Source organism: Streptomyces sp. NPDC088747, from assembly GCF_044751025.1.
Classification (GTDB): domain Bacteria; phylum Actinomycetota; class Actinomycetes; order Streptomycetales; family Streptomycetaceae; genus Streptomyces.
In genome coordinates, this window is the sequence record NZ_JBIVKZ010000001.1 from 213,400 (window position 1) to 229,382 (window position 15,983).

The 15,983-nt window shown below is 71.1% G+C and carries 11 protein-coding genes; 5 read left to right on the forward strand and 6 right to left on the reverse strand.

The window, feature by feature from the left end:
- Nucleotides 1-23 precede the first annotated feature (23 nt).
- Together ACIP79_RS01220 and ACIP79_RS01225 are read right to left on the reverse strand one after the other, a co-directional pair.
- On the reverse strand, nt 24-1,895 hold the full coding sequence (locus ACIP79_RS01220; protein ID WP_401217608.1) for a leucine-rich repeat domain-containing protein: 1,872 nt from the start codon (nt 1,893-1,895) through the stop codon (nt 24-26).
- 131 nt (nt 1,896-2,026) lie between these two features.
- Nucleotides 2,027-2,704 (reverse strand): uracil-DNA glycosylase, encoded by a 678-nt coding sequence (locus tag ACIP79_RS01225; RefSeq protein ID WP_401217611.1) that lies wholly within the window; start codon nt 2,702-2,704, stop codon nt 2,027-2,029.
- A 154-nt stretch (nt 2,705-2,858) separates the two neighbouring features.
- Between ACIP79_RS01225 and ACIP79_RS01230 the strand changes: the two genes are divergently transcribed.
- Both ACIP79_RS01230 and ACIP79_RS01235 read left to right on the forward strand, forming a co-directional pair.
- On the forward strand, nt 2,859-3,896 hold the full coding sequence (locus ACIP79_RS01230; protein WP_401217614.1) for an N-acetylglucosamine kinase: 1,038 nt from the start codon (nt 2,859-2,861) through the stop codon (nt 3,894-3,896).
- 95 nt (nt 3,897-3,991) lie between these two features.
- Nucleotides 3,992-4,915 (forward strand): sirohydrochlorin chelatase, encoded by a 924-nt coding sequence (locus tag ACIP79_RS01235; RefSeq protein ID WP_383688842.1) that lies wholly within the window; start codon nt 3,992-3,994, stop codon nt 4,913-4,915.
- A gap of 91 nt (nt 4,916-5,006) precedes the next feature.
- Here the strand turns inward: ACIP79_RS01235 and ACIP79_RS01240 are convergent, their stop codons facing one another.
- Nucleotides 5,007-6,053: a lactonase family protein gene (locus ACIP79_RS01240; RefSeq protein WP_401217618.1), complete on the reverse strand. Its 1,047-nt coding sequence runs from the start codon at nt 6,051-6,053 to the stop codon at nt 5,007-5,009.
- Nucleotides 6,054-6,194: 141 nt separating this feature from the next.
- The gene (locus tag ACIP79_RS01245; protein WP_401217620.1) at nt 6,195-7,694 is read right to left on the reverse strand and encodes an FUSC family protein; all 1,500 of its coding nucleotides are present in this window, start codon (nt 7,692-7,694) and stop codon (nt 6,195-6,197) included.
- 441 nt (nt 7,695-8,135) lie between these two features.
- Between ACIP79_RS01245 and ACIP79_RS01250 the strand changes: the two genes are divergently transcribed.
- Entirely contained in the window at nt 8,136-8,705 is a 570-nt protein-coding gene (locus ACIP79_RS01250) for a Dps family protein (RefSeq protein WP_401217622.1), read from the forward strand.
- 128 nt (nt 8,706-8,833) lie between these two features.
- On the opposite strand, the gene ACIP79_RS01255 is transcribed toward ACIP79_RS01250, so the two are convergent.
- Together ACIP79_RS01255 and ACIP79_RS01260 are read right to left on the reverse strand one after the other, a co-directional pair.
- Nucleotides 8,834-9,769 (reverse strand): anti-sigma factor RsbA family regulatory protein, encoded by a 936-nt coding sequence (locus tag ACIP79_RS01255; RefSeq protein WP_401217624.1) that lies wholly within the window; start codon nt 9,767-9,769, stop codon nt 8,834-8,836.
- The gene (locus tag ACIP79_RS01260; RefSeq protein ID WP_401217627.1) at nt 9,766-10,128 is read right to left on the reverse strand and encodes an STAS domain-containing protein; all 363 of its coding nucleotides are present in this window, start codon (nt 10,126-10,128) and stop codon (nt 9,766-9,768) included. Before ACIP79_RS01260 ends, ACIP79_RS01255 begins: the two co-directional genes overlap by 4 nt.
- A gap of 230 nt (nt 10,129-10,358) precedes the next feature.
- Between ACIP79_RS01260 and ACIP79_RS01265 the strand changes: the two genes are divergently transcribed.
- Nucleotides 10,359-11,249: an RNA polymerase sigma factor SigF gene (locus ACIP79_RS01265; protein ID WP_401217630.1), complete on the forward strand. Its 891-nt coding sequence runs from the start codon at nt 10,359-10,361 to the stop codon at nt 11,247-11,249.
- 385 nt (nt 11,250-11,634) lie between these two features.
- Nucleotides 11,635-15,909: a HAMP domain-containing protein gene (locus ACIP79_RS01270; protein WP_401217633.1), complete on the forward strand. Its 4,275-nt coding sequence runs from the start codon at nt 11,635-11,637 to the stop codon at nt 15,907-15,909.
- Nucleotides 15,910-15,983: the final 74 nt, after the last annotated feature.

Here is a 15,983-nt window from a genome sequence, read left to right on the forward strand (position 1 = left end):
GCGTGGGCGTTGGGGCCCGGAACTCACCAGTGCACGTGCCAGGGGGTTCGGGTCACTCCGTTCGCCAGTAGGCGTTGGAGTACGGGGGTGAAGGGCCGTTCGTATCCGTGGTCCTGGGTCAGTTGGAGTTCCCGCAGCCGGGGCATCTCCAGGAGGGGTGTCCAGTCCTGCACCCGGTCGCAGCCGGAGAGGCTGAGCCGCTCCAGTTCCGGGAAGGCGCCGATCCCGCTGATGTCGGTCAGGTCGTCGTGCCGCAGGTCCATCGTGGACAGGGCGGTCAGGCGCTTCAGAGGGGAGAGGTCCGACCATGGGAGTCCGCCCGCCTCCAGGTGGGTGACCTGGGCGGGCAGATCCGTCACCTGGGGGCAGCGGTACAGCCTCAGCCTCTTCAGCTCGGGCTTCGCCTCCAGGGCCGCCAGACTCCGCAGCAGGGGCAGGTTCATCAGTTCGAGCCCGGCGATGTGTGATCCGGCTAGAGCGTCGATGTCGGTCAGCAACGGAAAGTCGCGTATTTCCAGCTGGTCGGCGTCCGGCAGCCCGCCCCGCTCTCCCAGCGTCGTGACCAGGGGCACTTCCCACAGTTCCAGTTCGTCCAGTGCGGGCAGGTGGCCGATGCCGTGAACCGACTTCAGGGCATGGCAGCGCCAGACCATCAGCCTCCGCAGCAGGGGGTAGGCCCGTATGCCGTCCAGGGCCCGGAGCGACGGGCACTCGATGAACCTCATGTGGTTCATCAGCGGCATGGCGGGCAGCTGCGAGAGGTCGGTGAGCGAGTCCAGCTTGAGCATGTCGAGGTCGCGGAGCCTGGGGAGGTGCTCCAGGGCGGAGAAGTCGGCCAGGGCCGGGCAGCTCTCCGCGCGGAACCGGTTTACGGGCGAGCCCTGGAGCCCTTCGAGGGTCGTGAGATGCGCGCAGTCCTTGACGCAGACATAGGTGAGGCCGGTCAGAGCCCCCAGGCCGCGGAGGTCGCGCAGGGCGGAGCAGCCGTCCAGCGTCAGTTCGGCCATGCCCGGATGGGATCCCAGGCCGGTGAGGGTGGCCAATTTGCGGCAATCGGTGATCCGGAGCTCGGCCAGGCCGGTCAGCGCGGCGATCCCGTCCAGGGTGGTCACCGAGGCGCAGCTGCTGAGGTCGAGTTCGGTGAGGGCGGGCAACTTCGCGAGGCCCCGAAGGTCGCGGAGCCCCGTCCAGCCGAGGTCCAGCCTGGTCAGGCGGGTAAGTCCCGCGAGCTGCCGGGCCTCGCGGAAGGAACGGCAGCCGCGCATGGTGAGCGTGCGCAGGTCCGGAAGGGCCGCGGGCAGCCCGGTGACATCGCGCACCCTGGTCATGCTGAGGTCCAGTTCACGCATACCCCTCAGGGTGAACAGTGGACGGATGTCGGTGACCTGGCGGCAGCGGTGCAGATTGAGCCGGGTGAGCGCGGTGAGAGTGCTCAGCGGGGCCAGGTCGGATATCCCGGCGCAGCCGTTGAGGTCGAGGTCGGTGAGGCCGGTGAGCGCGCCGAGGTCGCCGAGGTCGGTGACGTCCTTGCACCGGTCCAGGTGGAGTGTGCGGAGCGTAGTCAGGTGGCGCAGGCCGCGCAACGACTTGATCCGGCGCAACCGCAGCTCCGTACGGCCCTCGCGGGCGAAAGCGGGTGCGAGCAGGAGTTCGCAGAAGCGGTCCGGGTCGGCGGCACGAGGCAGTTCACGCAGCAGGAGGTCACCGGAGTAGGCGGCGGTGGGCGCGAAACGGGCGGCGAGGTCGAGGGCGGCCCCGTCGTCGTGAACCGTGAGCAGTTCACGTATCGCCTTGCGCGCCCGTGCGGGGGTGGCGGCGGCCAGCACGCCGCGCAGTTCGCCGACCACGGGGTGGACGCCGGACGCGTCGGCGGAGACGGGGTGTTGGGCTGTCATGGCGTGGAGCTTAGGGGCGGGGTACGACAACGTGGAGGGAGCGCCCCTGTCCCGGCGGGACAACCCCCGCCCCGCCGCCCTGTGCGCCCGCACCGCACCCCACCGCACCACGCTGCGACGCGCGCATCGGCCTAAGGCAGTCGCCAGTCCACCTGCTGGGCACCCTGCTGTACGAGCAGTTCGTTGACCCGGCTGAACGGTCGGGAGCCGAAGAACCCGCGGTCCGCCGACATGGGAGACGGGTGGGCCGACTCGATCGCCGGAAGATCGCCCAGCAGCGGCCGCAGGTTGCGCGCGTCGCGGCCCCACAGGACGGACACCAGCGGCTTCCCACGTGCCGCCAGCGCACGGATCGCCTGCTCGGTGACTTCCTCCCAGCCCTTGCCGCGGTGTGCCGCGGGGCTGCGCGGTGCGGTGGTGAGCGCCCTGTTCAGCAGCAGCACCCCCTGCTCCGTCCAGGGCGTGAGGTCGCCGTTGGACGGCCTGGGGAGCCCCAGGTCGGAGTTCATCTCCCGGAAGATGTTCTCCAGACTGCCCGGCAACGAACGCACCTCGGGCGCCACCGCGAAGCTCAGCCCGATCGCCATACCCGGCGTGGGATAGGGGTCCTGACCGACGATCAGGACCCGGACATCGTCGAAGGGCTGCTGGAAGGCGCGCAGGACATTCGCCCCGGACGGAAGGTACGTCCGGCCCGCCGCTATCTCGGCCCGGAGGAAGTCCCCCATCGCGGCGATGCGTTCGGCCGCAGGTTCAAGAGCCTTCGCCCAGCCCGCTTCGACAAGTTCATTCAAGGGTCGTGGTGCCACAGCGCGTCACCCTACTGGCACACACGGGCGCCCACACAAACAGGGAAGCCCTCGCACACGGGCGCCGCCCCCGGCACTACCCTTCCTCCTCATCGAGGTCTTCGGGCCGGTCCGCCGGATCACCCGGCCGGGCATCGAGAAGGAGGGGAGCCTGTTGCATCCGGACGCGGCAGGCCATGCCGCTGCTCAAGGACCGGCGCCCACCGTGCTGGCGGTGGACTCGGGAGGTTCGGGGCTGCGCGTGACGCTCGCCGTGCGCGGGCGGGCCCACGGGGTTCACCTGGCGTCGAAGGAGCCGGCGCGCACCGGTCCGCGCGGCATCGACGCCGGTCATCTGCTGGAGCAACTGCTGCCGATGGCCCGGGAGCTGATGGCCGACGCGGGCGTCGACGGCCTCGCGGCGGTGGCCGTCGGTGCCGCGGGCCTGACCACCCTCGGGGACGACCTGCGTGCCGAGCTGCCGTCGGCCCTGGAGCGTGAACTCGGCGTGACGCGGCTCGCGCTGGCCGCAGACGCGGTGACCGCGTACCTGGGCGCGCTCGGCGGACGGCCGGGCGCGGTCGTCGCCGCGGGCACCGGCATGATCGCGGTGGGCATGGACCTGGAGAGCTGGCGGCGGGCGGACGGCTGGGGTCATCTGCTGGGCGACTGCGGCGGCGGGGCCTGGATCGGCCGCGCCGGACTCGAAGCGGCCGTCCGGGACCACGACGGGCGCCGGGGCGGATCGGCAGAGCTGAGAGCACGCGCCGAGGAGATGTTCGGGCCGGTGCCGGGCTGGCCGGGCGTGCTGTATCCGCGCACCGACCGGGCCGCCGTGCTCGCCTCCTTCGCGCCCGAAGTGGCCCGCTGCGCCGCGAGCGACCAGGTCGCGGCGGACATCCTGGGTGCGGCGGCGCGCTGCATCGCCGAGTCGGCGGCCGCCGTGTGCCCGGCCTCGGGAGAGCCCGAAGTCGCCCTCACCGGCGGCCTGTTCAAGATGGGCGCCGCGCTCCTCGTACCGCTGCGGAAGGAACTGGCGGAGCAACTGCCGCACGCCCGGGAGGTACCGGCCGAGGGTGATCCGCTGCATGGCGCCGTGCGGCTCGCCGTCGACCTGGCGAGGGACGAAATCACCATCCCTGGGGACGAACGGATGTTGCAGGTGGTGACGAAAGAGGCGCGGGGACACTTTCGTCATACTGATCACTTCTGATCTGTACGTAACTCATCAGACAAAAGCGGACGGATACCGCTCACCTGCACCCTCCCCGAACAGGGGAACCCAAGAAACCAGTAACATGCGGCGCCATGAGCTCCCCCACTGGGCCCGCGTCCGGCCTGCCAGTACGAATGCCGCGACCCCGCCAGCCCGGGCGGCACCGCCGCCCGGAAGCCCTGGTGGCTCCCGAGGGCGCGCCCGCGCTCGTCCTCGCGGTGCCGGGCACCCCCAGCGCCGCCGTCCGCAGCCTCACCGAGGAGGTCGTGAGCATCGCGCGCTCCGAGCTCCCCGGTCTCGACGCGCGGATCGGGTACCTCGACGGGGACGACGCCGAGTTCCCCACACTTCAGTCCGTGCTGGTCCGCGCGTCCGAGGAGCGCACCGCCCGCTTCGAGCAGTCCCGTGCCGCCGGTTCGGACGTGGCCGAGCCCGACGGGCCCGTGGCCGTCGTGGTGCCCCTGCTCGCCGGGCCGGACAACGCGCTGCTGCGCCGGATCCGCCAGGCCGTCATGGACAGCCGTGTCGCGGCCGACCTGGGCGATGTGCTCGGCCCGCACCCGCTGCTCGCCGAGGGGCTGCACGTACGCCTGTCCGAGGCGGGTCTGGCGCGCGCCGACCGTGCCCGGCTGTTCACCGTGACGACCGCCGCGGACGGCATCATCCTCGCCTCCGTGGGCGGCGAGGAGGCGGTGCAGGCGGCCGGGATCACCGGGATGCTGCTGGCCGCGCGGCTCGCGGTGCCGGTGATGGCGGCGGCGCTCGACGAGGAGGGCGCCATCGCGGCCACCGCCGAGCAGCTGCGCAACTCCGGATCCCAGAATCTGGCCCTCGCGCCGTACCTGATCGGTCCCGAGCTCGACGCGGGTCTGCTCGACGCGGCGGCCAAGGAGGCCGGCTGCGCCGCGGCCGAGGCGCTCGGCCCGTACCCCGCGATCGGCAAGCTGGCGCTGGCCAAGTACACGGCGGCGCTGGGCATCGCCCCGCAGCAGCCGCAGGGGGCGCCGACGCACTGAGCGCGGCACCACCGAGAACGCGAAAGGGCCCACTCCTGTCCGGGAGCGGGCCCTTCGCGCGTGTACCGCGACGAGGTCAGCCGAAGACAGGTCAGCCGAAGACCACGCAGGACGCCGCGGGGGCGTCGACCGAGCCGCCCCGCCTCGGTACGCCCGTGTCGGGGTCGATCGCGAACCAGGTCACGTCGCCGGAGCGCTCGTTGGCGCAGTACAGGAAGCGGCCCGAGGGGTCGAGTGCCAGCGCGCGCGGCCAGGTGCCGCCGCAGGGCACCGTGGCGACCAGCCGCAGCCCCTCGCCCATTGCGTCGGGCGTGAGGACGGAGACGGCGTCCTGGCCGCGTGTGGCGATCCACACGAAGCGGCCGTCGGGCGAGACGACGATGCCCGACGGGTAGGCGTCACCGTCCGGTACGCCGGTCAGCACCGGGACCTCGCCGACGGGCCGCAGGGCCCCTTCGACGGCGTCCCAGCGGCAGACGGTGACGGTGGGCGCGAGTTCGTTGACCACGTAGGCGTGTTCGCCGCCCGGGTGGAAGGCCAGGTGGCGGGGGCCAGAGCCGGGGCGCAGCGCGATCTCGCGGTGCACGGTGAGCGTTCCGCCGTCCAGCGCGCACACCCGCACGGAGTCCGTGCCGAGGTCGATGCTGACCGCCCAGCGACCGCTCGGGTCGGGCTGCACCTGGTGGGCGTGCGGGCCGTGCTGGCGCGGGGTGTGCGGACCCGAGCCGGTGTGCTGGAGCACGCTGGAGACGGTGCCCGCGAGCGCTCCGTCGGCGCGGAGGGGGACGGCGCTGACGCTGCCGGAGCCGTAGTTGGCGGTGAGGACGTGTCCGGCGAAGACGCTCAGGTGCGTGGGGCCGCTGCCGCCGACCGGCACGAGGTCCCCGGTCAGCTCGGGCTTGTCGCCGGTCACGCGGTACGCGGCCACCGCGCCCTCGGCCGTCTCGCTGACCGCGTACAGCGTCTCCAGGGTGGGTGACAGGGCGAGGTACGAGGGGTCGGGGACGCCGTCCACCGCGCTCAGGACGGTCAGCGCGCCGCTGACCGGGTCCACGGCCGCGGTGACGACACCGAGGCCTCCCGCCGCCGTGAACGAGCCGATGAACGCCCGCTGTCGCCGCCTGCCGCCGTCTGCCACTGAGATCCCCTCTCGCTCCCACGTTGTCGGGGGCGACGGTAGCAGTCGGTCACCTGCGGTCTAGACCAGACTTGCGCCGGGGTACCGATTCGTCCGCGCGGGGCTCGGCGGCCCGCCGGGAAGGGCGTGGAGGGCCATGGTTCAGGCGCCGAGCAGGGGCGCGTACCTGGAGGTGCGCAGCGGCGCCTCCAGTTCGGCGAGCGCCCGTTCCAGGCTGTGCAGGTGGGCGAGCGCGGGTCCCGCGACGGCGTGGTGGGGCAGGATGTCGGCGGCTCGGGCGTGCTCGTGCCGTCCCCGCTCGCCGGCCGTCAGAGCTTCCACGGCCGTCCTGACCCGGCCGCAGGCCGCGGCGAGGCGGGCGTCGTGGCCGGCGTCCGGGTCCGCCGCGACGGCCACCAGACCGCGCACTTCGCGGGCACAGCCGTCCAGCAGGCTGATGACCTGGGCGGCTCGCGCCTTGCGGGCCAGGAACGGGTTGAGCGGGTGCACCAAGGGGGCGAGCGCCGTCCGGACCCGGGCCAGCAGCACTTCCAGTTCGGCCGTGTGTGGTGCCGGATCTGCTGTCGGCGAGCCCGCGAGGCGGGCGGCGGCCTCGGCGGTCGCCGCGTGGACGCAGCGCAGCGCGCGCTGGATCCACGCCTCGTTCGTGGCATGGGTGGTGACCGGCAGCACGAGGACCACGGCCAGCGCCGCTCCCACCGCCCCGAGGGCCGTCTCCTGAAGGCGCAGCACCAGCAGGCCGAGGTCCAGAACGCCCAGCAGGCCGTACAGCAGGCCCGCCATCACCGTCACCGACAGCACCATCCAGCTGTACGAGACCGCGGCCGTGTAGAAGATCCCGAAGACGCAGACCGCGACGAGGACCCCGGTCGGTACCGGTGCCCCGTGCAGCGGGATCGCGATCAGCACGCCGACGGCGATGCCGACGACCGTGCCCAGCACCCGGCGGAAGCCGCGGACGAGCGTCTCACCGCGCGAGACCGTGTTGACGAAGACCCACCAGACGGTGCCGACGGCCCAGTACCAGCGGTCCTCGGACAGAGCCTGGCCGAGGACCAGGGCGAAGGCGCAGGCCACCGTGGCCTGGAAGGCCTGCCGGGTGGTGGGGCGGGCCAGGCCGGTGCCGGGCAGTGGCCGAGGCGCGACGGGCGGAGCCGCGCCGCGTTCCAGGGGCCAGAGGACGAACCGTACGAGAGCGGCGGCGCCCAGGGCCAGGCCCACGGCGGCGTACAGCTCGGGCAGCTGCTTCGGGACGGCGTGCAGGAACTGGGTGATGAAGAAGTTCATGAACGCGAAGATCCCGAGCGCGTGTCCGCGAGGTCCCCAGCGGCGGGCGTACACCCCGCCGAAGACCACCAACAGGAAGGCCGCGTCGCGGGCGGGAGCCACACCGTGCAGCAGGGTCGCCAGGGCCAGTACGGGGAATCCGGCGACCGGGAGCAGCGCGGTGGTCGCCCGTTGGGCGCGCACCGTCCCGTCGGCGACGGTGAAGAGAGCGAGCAGCGCCGCCAGTCCACCTGTGATGGCGGCCGTCAGGGACAGCCCGGCGAGTTCCGCCAGGGCAACAGCGAGCCCGATGCCCACGACGGCGCGGCATGAGTTCCGCAGCCTGACACGCCCCGGATCCGGAGCCACGAACATCCCCTTCACGGCGGTCCGCCGCCCCCCTCGACTGCCTCGTGCCGTGAACGCGGGCGCCCGGGGTGGCGGAACTCGCGGACACGACGAAGCGCCGCGGTCCGGTACGGCCTCGTCGCCGTCCGGCGCTGCGCGGCGCCGTTTGTGCATGGATACCGCCCAGGAAAGCATCCGCGGGCCCAACGGCTCAACTCGTCACCTGATCACTGGACCATTGGCACACTCCGGCGAGGTCGGCGTGGTCAGGCAGTCGGCCAACGGACCACCGCCGGAGCGATGACGTCCGAGGTTCTTCGGTGTGTAGGCCGGAAGAAGGGGGGCACCTGTGGTGTCGGAGGCTGATACCGATGATTTCCACTCGCCCCGCACTTCCGGTTCTTCCGGTTCATTCGCGGGTGGGAACGGCAGCCGGTTCGAAAGATTTCTTCGGGACGGAGCAGAATGATGTCGAAATCCGCATCTCCCAAGTACACGGTCCCCGGGCTCAGTACGCACGACGGCGGAGTGATCATTGACCTGCTGCGGATGCGCCTGCACGCGCTGAACGACCTTTCCCTCACGTTGAAGCACGTGCACTGGAATGTCGTCGGTCCGCATTTCATCGCGGTCCACGAAATGCTCGATCCCCAGGTGGACCGGGTGCGTGAGATGGCCGACGACACCGCCGAGCGCATCTCCGCCCTCGGCGGGGTGCCCGAGGGCACCCCGGGTGTCCTCGTGGCCGAGCGGACCTGGGACGACTACGGCGTCGCACGGGCCGACGCCATCGCCCACCTCGGCGCGGTCGACCTCGTCTACACGGGGATCATCGAGGCCCACCGGTCCGCGATGGACGAGATCGGCAAGAGCGACCCGGTGACGGAGGATCTCCTCATCGAACAGCTTCGCGCTCTGGAGCAGTTCCAGTGGTTCGTGCGCGCGCACCTGGAGAGCTCCGGCGGGACGCTGGCCACGGCCGACTCCCGCACCGAGCGCCAGGCGGCGAAGGCCGCCAAGGCGGGCTCCAAGCGCTAGCCGACCGGCGGCAGAGGCCCGGACCCCTGTACGGGGCCGGGCCTTCGTGCGTGCGTTCCCGAGTGTCAGGCAGCGGTGTCCGGCAGCGGTGCGAAATCCCCACCGGATCACGCGAGCGCCGTACCGGATCAGGTACGAGCGACGTAACTGCGGAACGTCGTCCCCTTCTCGCCGGTGTGTACGCGGACGAGGTCGGAGAGGTAGTGGACGAGGAACAGGCCGCGGCCACCGAGCTGGTCGGGGCGTACCGGGTGCCGGCCGGCGAGCGGGTCGGCCAGCTGTCCGTCGTCCTGGACCTCGCAGACGATCTGCTCGCTCTCGGCCCAGATCCGCAGCGTTCCCGAGCCGCCCCCGTGCACCACGCTGTTGGTCGTCAGCTCCGCCACGATCAGGGCCAGATCCTGCACGCGGACGGGGCTCATCCCGCGCTCCCGGGCCTCGTCCAGCGCGAAGTCGCGAGAGGTCGGCAGGGCGTCGGCGTCGAAGTGGACCGTCGCCGCGCCCGGCGGGTGCCGCAGGGCCTCGTTGCAGCGCGTGAGGGCCCGGTCGAGGCCGTAGTCGGCACTGGACCGCTCCCGGCCCCCGTCGATGACCACGGGGTGCGTGGCGTGCGCGTCGGCGAGGACGTCGGCGGAGAGGGCGCGTGCGTCGTAGGGACAGAGGATCGTCACCTCGCGCCCCTGGAAGGCGACGTTGATCAGGGCCTCGTGCTGGACGCAGGCCGGGTACTCCGCAGGGGTGCGGCCGGGCCAGATCGGCTCCCCGATGATCCGGACGCGGCTGTGGGTGCGGGAGTCGGCGAACGAGCGCAGGACCGACGGGATGATGCGGCCGGGATTCCGGCCGGCCCGAGTCATGTCGACGTAGTGCACGTCCGCGGCGGCCGGGCCGAGTTCCGCGCGGATCAGGTCGAGGCGCTCGACGGGCGCGGCCACCGCGACGGGTTCCGCGGCGGCCATGCCCTCCAGGAGGAACGGCACCGTGCCGTCCACGTACTCCTGATCGCCGCGGTAGAACAGCGCGGGGTGAATAAACGGTTCTGCGAGGGTGGCGGAGTCGGTCATGCCGCTACCTCGATCGTCCGGAGTTCGGGCCAGAACATGTCAAGGATCCTCGGCAACTCGGGCGGCGGCCGTTCCAGGACCAGTCGCCGTCTCTCGGTCAACGCCTGCGCGGTGCGCGCGAGTTCCGACGCGCCAGCGACATCGACGAACGTGATGGCGGACAGTTCGAGGAAGCAGACGTGATCGCGCCGGCCGGACAGCTGTGCCAGGGCCTGCCGCCAGACGGGCCGCGTGGACGGGCTGATCTCGCCGACCAGCCGGATGCCGGGACGCTCCGCGAGCGAGTAGAGCCGCAGACCGGCCCCGCCGCGGTCTGCCGAGGCGGCGTCCGCCGCCGGCCCGCCGTCGCCGTACGCCATGCCGCCCCCGCTTCCCGGAACCCCGCCGTACGCCTTCCCGGCCCCGGCTCTGGGGTCCCAGGGTACCCGGACGCCCCGGACCACGACCGGGCTCCCGAAGCCCGGACGTCGCCGCCACGGACGTCCTGAAAGATTTCCGCGACATGTGTGGTGTGATCTCCGGCAACCGGGGCACACGAGCGGTGTCAGGAATGCCTTCGAGGTTTTTTCGAGGATTTGGGGTGGACGGCATGGCAGCCGTGACGACGCTGGGGACAACGGCCACGGCACCACGGACGTCCGAAGTGGCGGGGGCCGACGAGGAGTCGGAGCTTCCCTTCATCGACGATCCCTCCAAGGTCAAGCCGAAGGACGCACGCGACCTCTCGCGCCAGTTCTTCGACCGGCTCGCCGTCCTCGAAGAGGGCACGCACGAATACCAGTACGCCCGCAACACCCTGATCGAGATGAACCTCTCCCTGGTCCGGTACGCCGCCTCGCGCTTCCGCAGCCGCGGCGACTCCATGGAGGACATCGTCCAGGTCGGCACCATCGGTCTGATCAAGGCCATCGACCGTTTCGAGCTCACCCGCGAGGTCGAGTTCACCTCCTTCGCGATCCCCTACATCGTCGGCGAGATCAAGCGCTTCTTCCGCGACACCAGTTGGACGGTGCACGTCCCCCGCCGTCTCCAGGAGGCCCGCGTCGAGCTCGCGAAGGCCACCGAGGAGCTGCAGACCCGGCTGGACCGGATGCCCACGACCCGTGAGCTGGCCGAGCTCATGTCGCTGTCCGAGGAAGACGTCATCGAGGCCCGCAAGGCCTCCAACGCCTACACCTCGACCTCGCTCGACGCCGCCCTCACGAGCAACGGCTCGGCGGACGGCGAGGGCGTCCTCGCCGACTTCATCGGTGAGGAGGACCCGGCGCTCCAGCTCGTCGAGGACTTCCACTCGCTGGCTCCGCTGCTCGCCGAACTCGACGACCGTTCTCGTCTGATCGTCCACCTGCGCTTCGTCGAAGAGCGCACCCAGGCTCAGATCGGCGAGGAGCTCGGCATCTCCCAGATGCACGTGTCCCGGTTGATCACCCGCATCATCAAGCGACTTCGCACAGGGCTGATGGACCCGGCCGTCGCCTGAGCAACCCTCCGAGGGATCCGATCCCGCCGTTCCGGCCGTCACCCCCCACCCGGTGACCCGGCGCGGCGGGATCTCGGCGTAGTGCCCCCCACACCGCGCCGCCGCCATCTCTGGAGCGGGCGGGTCCGGGCGGGCCGAGAGGGTCCTGTGTATCCCCGTCTCGCGTGGTCATGCCTCTTTTTCCGAAACTTTTCGGGCCGCCTCCGGATTCCGGACACCACTTTGTTCATCCCATGATTTCTGGGTTAGCCTGCGGCGTATTTTCTCAGCGGGCGCATCCGTGATTTGCGGGAATGCCGCGGAACCGCACACATCGATCGTGCGTGGGTCCGGCGTGGGTCCGAGTCCCGTCCCGGGACTCCTGGGGAGCGGAACGAGGGTACGCATGACCGTCACAGCGACCGGGCCTTCGAGCCGAACGCCGGGCGAGCAGGAGCTACGTCAACTGCTCGCGGGGCTGACCGCCGTGCGCGACGGGGACTTCGGCACACGTCTGCCGGACGACGCCGGTGGCCTCCTCGGCGACATCGCGACCGTGTTCAACGGGATGGTCGACCAGTTGTCGGTGTTCACCTCCGAGGTGACCCGGGTGGCACGCGAGGTCGGCACCGAGGGCACCCTCGGCGGCCAGGCGGAGGTCCCCGGGGTCTCCGGAACCTGGGCCGACCTGACCGACTCGGTCAACGCCATGGCCGGCAACCTCACCACGCAGGTCCGTGACATCGCGCAGGTGGCCACGGCGGTGGCCAAGGGCGACCTCTCCCAGAAGATCGACGTGCCCGCCCGCGGCGAGATCCTCCAGCTCAAAGAGACCGTCAACACGATGGTCGACCAGCTCTCCGCCTTCGCCGACGAGGTCACCCGCGTCGCCCGCGAGGTCGGCAGCGAGGGACGCCTCGGCGGACAGGCCCAGGTGCCCGGCGTCGGCGGCGTCTGGCGGGACCTGACCGACTCCGTGAACCTGATGGCGGGCAACCTCACCGCCCAGGTCCGCAACGTGGCGCAGGTGACCACAGCCGTCGCCAAGGGCGACCTCTCGCAGAAGATCACCGTCGACGCCCGCGGCGAGATCCTCGAACTGAAGAACACCATCAACACGATGGTGGGACAGCTCTCGGCGTTCGCCGACGAGGTCACCCGCGTCGCCCGCGAGGTCGGCACCGACGGGCGGCTCGGCGGACAGGCCGACGTGAAGGGCGTCAAGGGCACCTGGCGTGACCTCACCGACTCGGTGAACTTCATGGCGGGCAACCTCACCGCCCAGGTCCGCTCCATCGCCCAGGTGGCGACCGCCGTCGCCAAGGGCGACCTCTCGCAGAAGATCACCGTCGACGCCCGCGGCGAGATCCTCGAACTCAAGGACACCATCAACACGATGGTCGACCAGCTCTCCGCCTTCGCCGACGAGGTCACCCGCGTCGCCCGCGAGGTCGGCACCGCCGGCAACCTGGGCGGCCAGGCCACCGTGCGAGGTGTCTCCGGAACCTGGAAGGACCTCACCGACAACGTCAACGTGATGGCGTCGAACCTGACCGGCCAGGTCCGCTCGATCGCGCAGGTGGCCGCCGCCGTCGCCAAGGGAGACCTGTCCCAGAAGATCACCGTCGAGGCCAAGGGCGAGGTCGCGGCGCTGGCGGACGTCATCAACACGATGGTCGACACGCTGTCCGCGTTCGCCGACGAGGTGACCCGGGTGGCCCGCGAGGTCGGCACCGAGGGACGGCTCGGCGGACAGGCGCACGTGCCGAACGTGGCGGGCACCTGGAAGGACCTCACCGACAACGTCAACTCGATGGCCAACAACCTCACCGGCCAGGTCCGGAACATCGCCCTGGTGACCACCGCGGTGGCCAAGGGCGACCTCTCCAAGAAGATCGACGTGGACGCCCGCGGCGAGATCCTGGAGCTCAAGACGACCATCAACACGATGGTCGACCAGCTCTCCGCCTTCGCCGCCGAGGTCACCCGGGTGGCCCGGGAGGTCGGCAGCGAGGGCCGGCTCGGCGGACAGGCCGAGGTGGAAGGCGTTTCCGGTACGTGGAAGCGCCTGACGGAGAACGTGAACGAACTGGCGGGCAACCTCACCCGGCAGGTGCGGGCGATCGCCGAGGTGGCCAGCGCCGTGGCCGAGGGCGACCTGACCCGCTCGATCACCGTCGAGGCGTCCGGCGAGGTCTCGGAGCTCAAGGACAACATCAACTCCATGGTGGAGTCGCTGCGCGAGACCACGCGGGCCAACCACGAGCAGGACTGGCTGAAGACCAACCTGGCCCGCGTCTCGGGCCTGATGCAGGGGTACCGCGACCTGGACGTGGTCGCCGAGCTGATCATGGACGAGCTCACCCCGCTGGTCGCCGCCCAGTTCGGCGCCTTCTACCTCGCCGAGGAGACGGCCCACGGGACGGAGCTCCGGCTCGTCGGGTCCTACGGCTACCCGGACGACACGGACCGGCCCTCCCGGATCCCGATGGGCCGCTCGCTGGTCGGCCAGGCCGCCCGCAGCCGCCGGGCCATCACGGTGGAGGAGCTGCCGCCGGGATACGTGACCATCTCCTCGGGACTCGGCAGTACGGTACCGACGGCGCTGGTGGTGCTGCCCATCGTGGTCGAGGAGCAGGTGCTCGGCGTGATCGAGCTGGCCTCGGTCACCCGCTACACACCGGTCCACCAGACCTTCCTGGAACAGCTGATGGAGACCATCGGCGTCAACGTCAGCACCATCGTGGCCAACGCCCGTACCGATGAGCTCCTGGGCGAGTCGCAGCGCCTTACCGCCGAACTCCAGGCCCGCTCCGAGGAGTTGCAGGTCCAGCAGGACGAACTCCAGCGCTCCAACGCCGAGCTGGAGGACAAGGCCTCGCTCCTGGCCACCCAGAACAGGGACATCGAGGCCAAGAACCTCCAGATCGAGCAGGCCCGGCAGGAACTCGAAGCCCGTGCCCAGCAGCTCTCGCTGGCCTCGAAGTACAAGTCCGAGTTCCTCGCCAACATGAGCCACGAGCTGCGGACCCCGCTCAACAGCCTGCTGATCCTCGCCCAGTTGCTGGCCCAGAATCCCTCACGCAACCTCACGCCGAAGCAGGTCGAGTACGCGGGCATCATCCACTCCGCGGGCTCCGACCTGCTGCAGCTGATCAACGACATCCTCGACCTGTCGAAGGTCGAGGCGGGCAAGATGGACCTCTCCCCCGAGCGGGTCCCCATGCGCCGCCTGCTGGAGTACGTCGAGGCCACCTTCCGGCCGATGACCTCGCAGAAGAACCTGGATTTCACGATCAGCACCGCGCCCGGCGCGCCGGACGAACTGCTCACCGACGACTCCCGGTTGCGTCAGGTCCTGCGCAACCTGCTGTCGAACGCGGTCAAGTTCACCGAGCAGGGGCGCGTCGAACTGCGTATCGAACCGGCGACCGGACACGAGGTCCCCGACGGGGTGCTGCGGGCCGGCACCGTCATCGCCTTCCGGGTGAAGGACACCGGCATCGGTATCCCGGAACAGCAGCTGGAGACGATCTTCGGGGCCTTCCAGCAGGCCGACGGCACCACGAGCCGCAAGTACGGCGGTACCGGCCTCGGGCTGTCCATCACCCGGGAGATCGCCCACCTGCTCGGAGGCGCGGTCACCGTCGACAGCACGCCCGGCCAGGGCAGTGCCTTCACCCTCTTCCTGCCCATGGACCGGCCGGACTTCGAGGAACTGCTCAGCGGCAGCCGACCGTCCGAGTCCGCGCCGCGCGAGGACACCACCGACCTGGTGCCGGCCCTTCCCGCGCCGGGTCCGGTCGGCCCGCCCCGACAGGGCCGGCGTCGGCTGCTGGTCGTCGAGGAGCGGCCGCGCGGTCTGCTCACACTCGTCGCGGAGAGCGCTGTCGGGGACCTCACCCGCAGCCGTGACGACAGCGCCACCCGGGAGAGCGTCGACGTGATCACCGTGGTGGGTGCGCAGGAGGCGGCGAGCGCGCTGGCCGCCGGGGCGTGCCACTGCGTCGTCCTCGAACTCGGCATGGCGGACGGCGAGGCGGCCAGTTTCCTGGAGGCCGTGGAAGGCGACTCGGCGCTGGCGAACGTCCCCGTGCTCGTCCACAACGGCAGCCGGGTGGACCTCGCCCAGGAACAGGCCCTCCAGTCCCGGTCCGGCCCCCGGACACTGGAATTCCTCTCCAGCCTCGACGAGTTGCGTGAGCGCATCGCCCTGCACCTGTCCGCCGAGGAGCCGGGTGACGTGCTCCCTCTGGTCCGCGCCGAGGAGCCGCAGCCCCAGCTCCCGCGGCTCGGCGGCGACGCGTCGCACGGCACCACCGTGCTCGTGGTCGACGACGACGCCCGTAACCTCTTCGCCCTCAGCGGGGTCCTGGAACTCCACGGTTTCCAGGTGCTGCACGCCGAGAACGGCAGGAAGGGCATCGAGACCCTGCTCAGCCGTCCCGACGTCGCGGTGGTCCTGATGGACGTGATGATGCCGGAGATGGACGGCTACACGGCCACGGCGGAGATCCGCAAGATGCCGCAGTACGCCGACCTGCCGATCATCGCGGTCACCGCGAAGGCGATGCCCGGCGACCGGGAGAAGAGTTTGCTGTCGGGCGCGAGTGACTACGTGACCAAGCCGGTCGACACCGATGACCTCATCGCCTGCGTCCGGCGCTGGCTGAGCAGGTGACGCCGGAGGGCGCCCGCCGGTCCGGGCGGGCGCCCTCGCCGCACCTCTTCCTCTCCCCCGCGTACGCGGCCCGT

What these genes read in the sequence shown, in the direction of transcription:
- ACIP79_RS01255 (WP_401217624.1), bottom strand. Translation starts at nt 9,769, where the DNA reads ATGACCGACTCCGCCACCCTCGCAGAACCGTTTATTCACCCCGCGCTG.
- ACIP79_RS01250 (WP_401217622.1), top strand. Translation starts at nt 8,136, where the DNA reads ATGTCGAAATCCGCATCTCCCAAGTACACGGTCCCCGGGCTCAGTACG.
- ACIP79_RS01220 (WP_401217608.1), bottom strand. Translation starts at nt 1,895, where the DNA reads ATGACAGCCCAACACCCCGTCTCCGCCGACGCGTCCGGCGTCCACCCC.
- ACIP79_RS01245 (WP_401217620.1), bottom strand. Translation starts at nt 7,694, where the DNA reads ATGTTCGTGGCTCCGGATCCGGGGCGTGTCAGGCTGCGGAACTCATGC.
- ACIP79_RS01270 (WP_401217633.1), top strand. Translation starts at nt 11,635, where the DNA reads ATGACCGTCACAGCGACCGGGCCTTCGAGCCGAACGCCGGGCGAGCAG.
- ACIP79_RS01235 (WP_383688842.1), top strand. Translation starts at nt 3,992, where the DNA reads ATGAGCTCCCCCACTGGGCCCGCGTCCGGCCTGCCAGTACGAATGCCG.
- ACIP79_RS01265 (WP_401217630.1), top strand. Translation starts at nt 10,359, where the DNA reads ATGGCAGCCGTGACGACGCTGGGGACAACGGCCACGGCACCACGGACG.
- ACIP79_RS01260 (WP_401217627.1), bottom strand. Translation starts at nt 10,128, where the DNA reads ATGGCGTACGGCGACGGCGGGCCGGCGGCGGACGCCGCCTCGGCAGAC.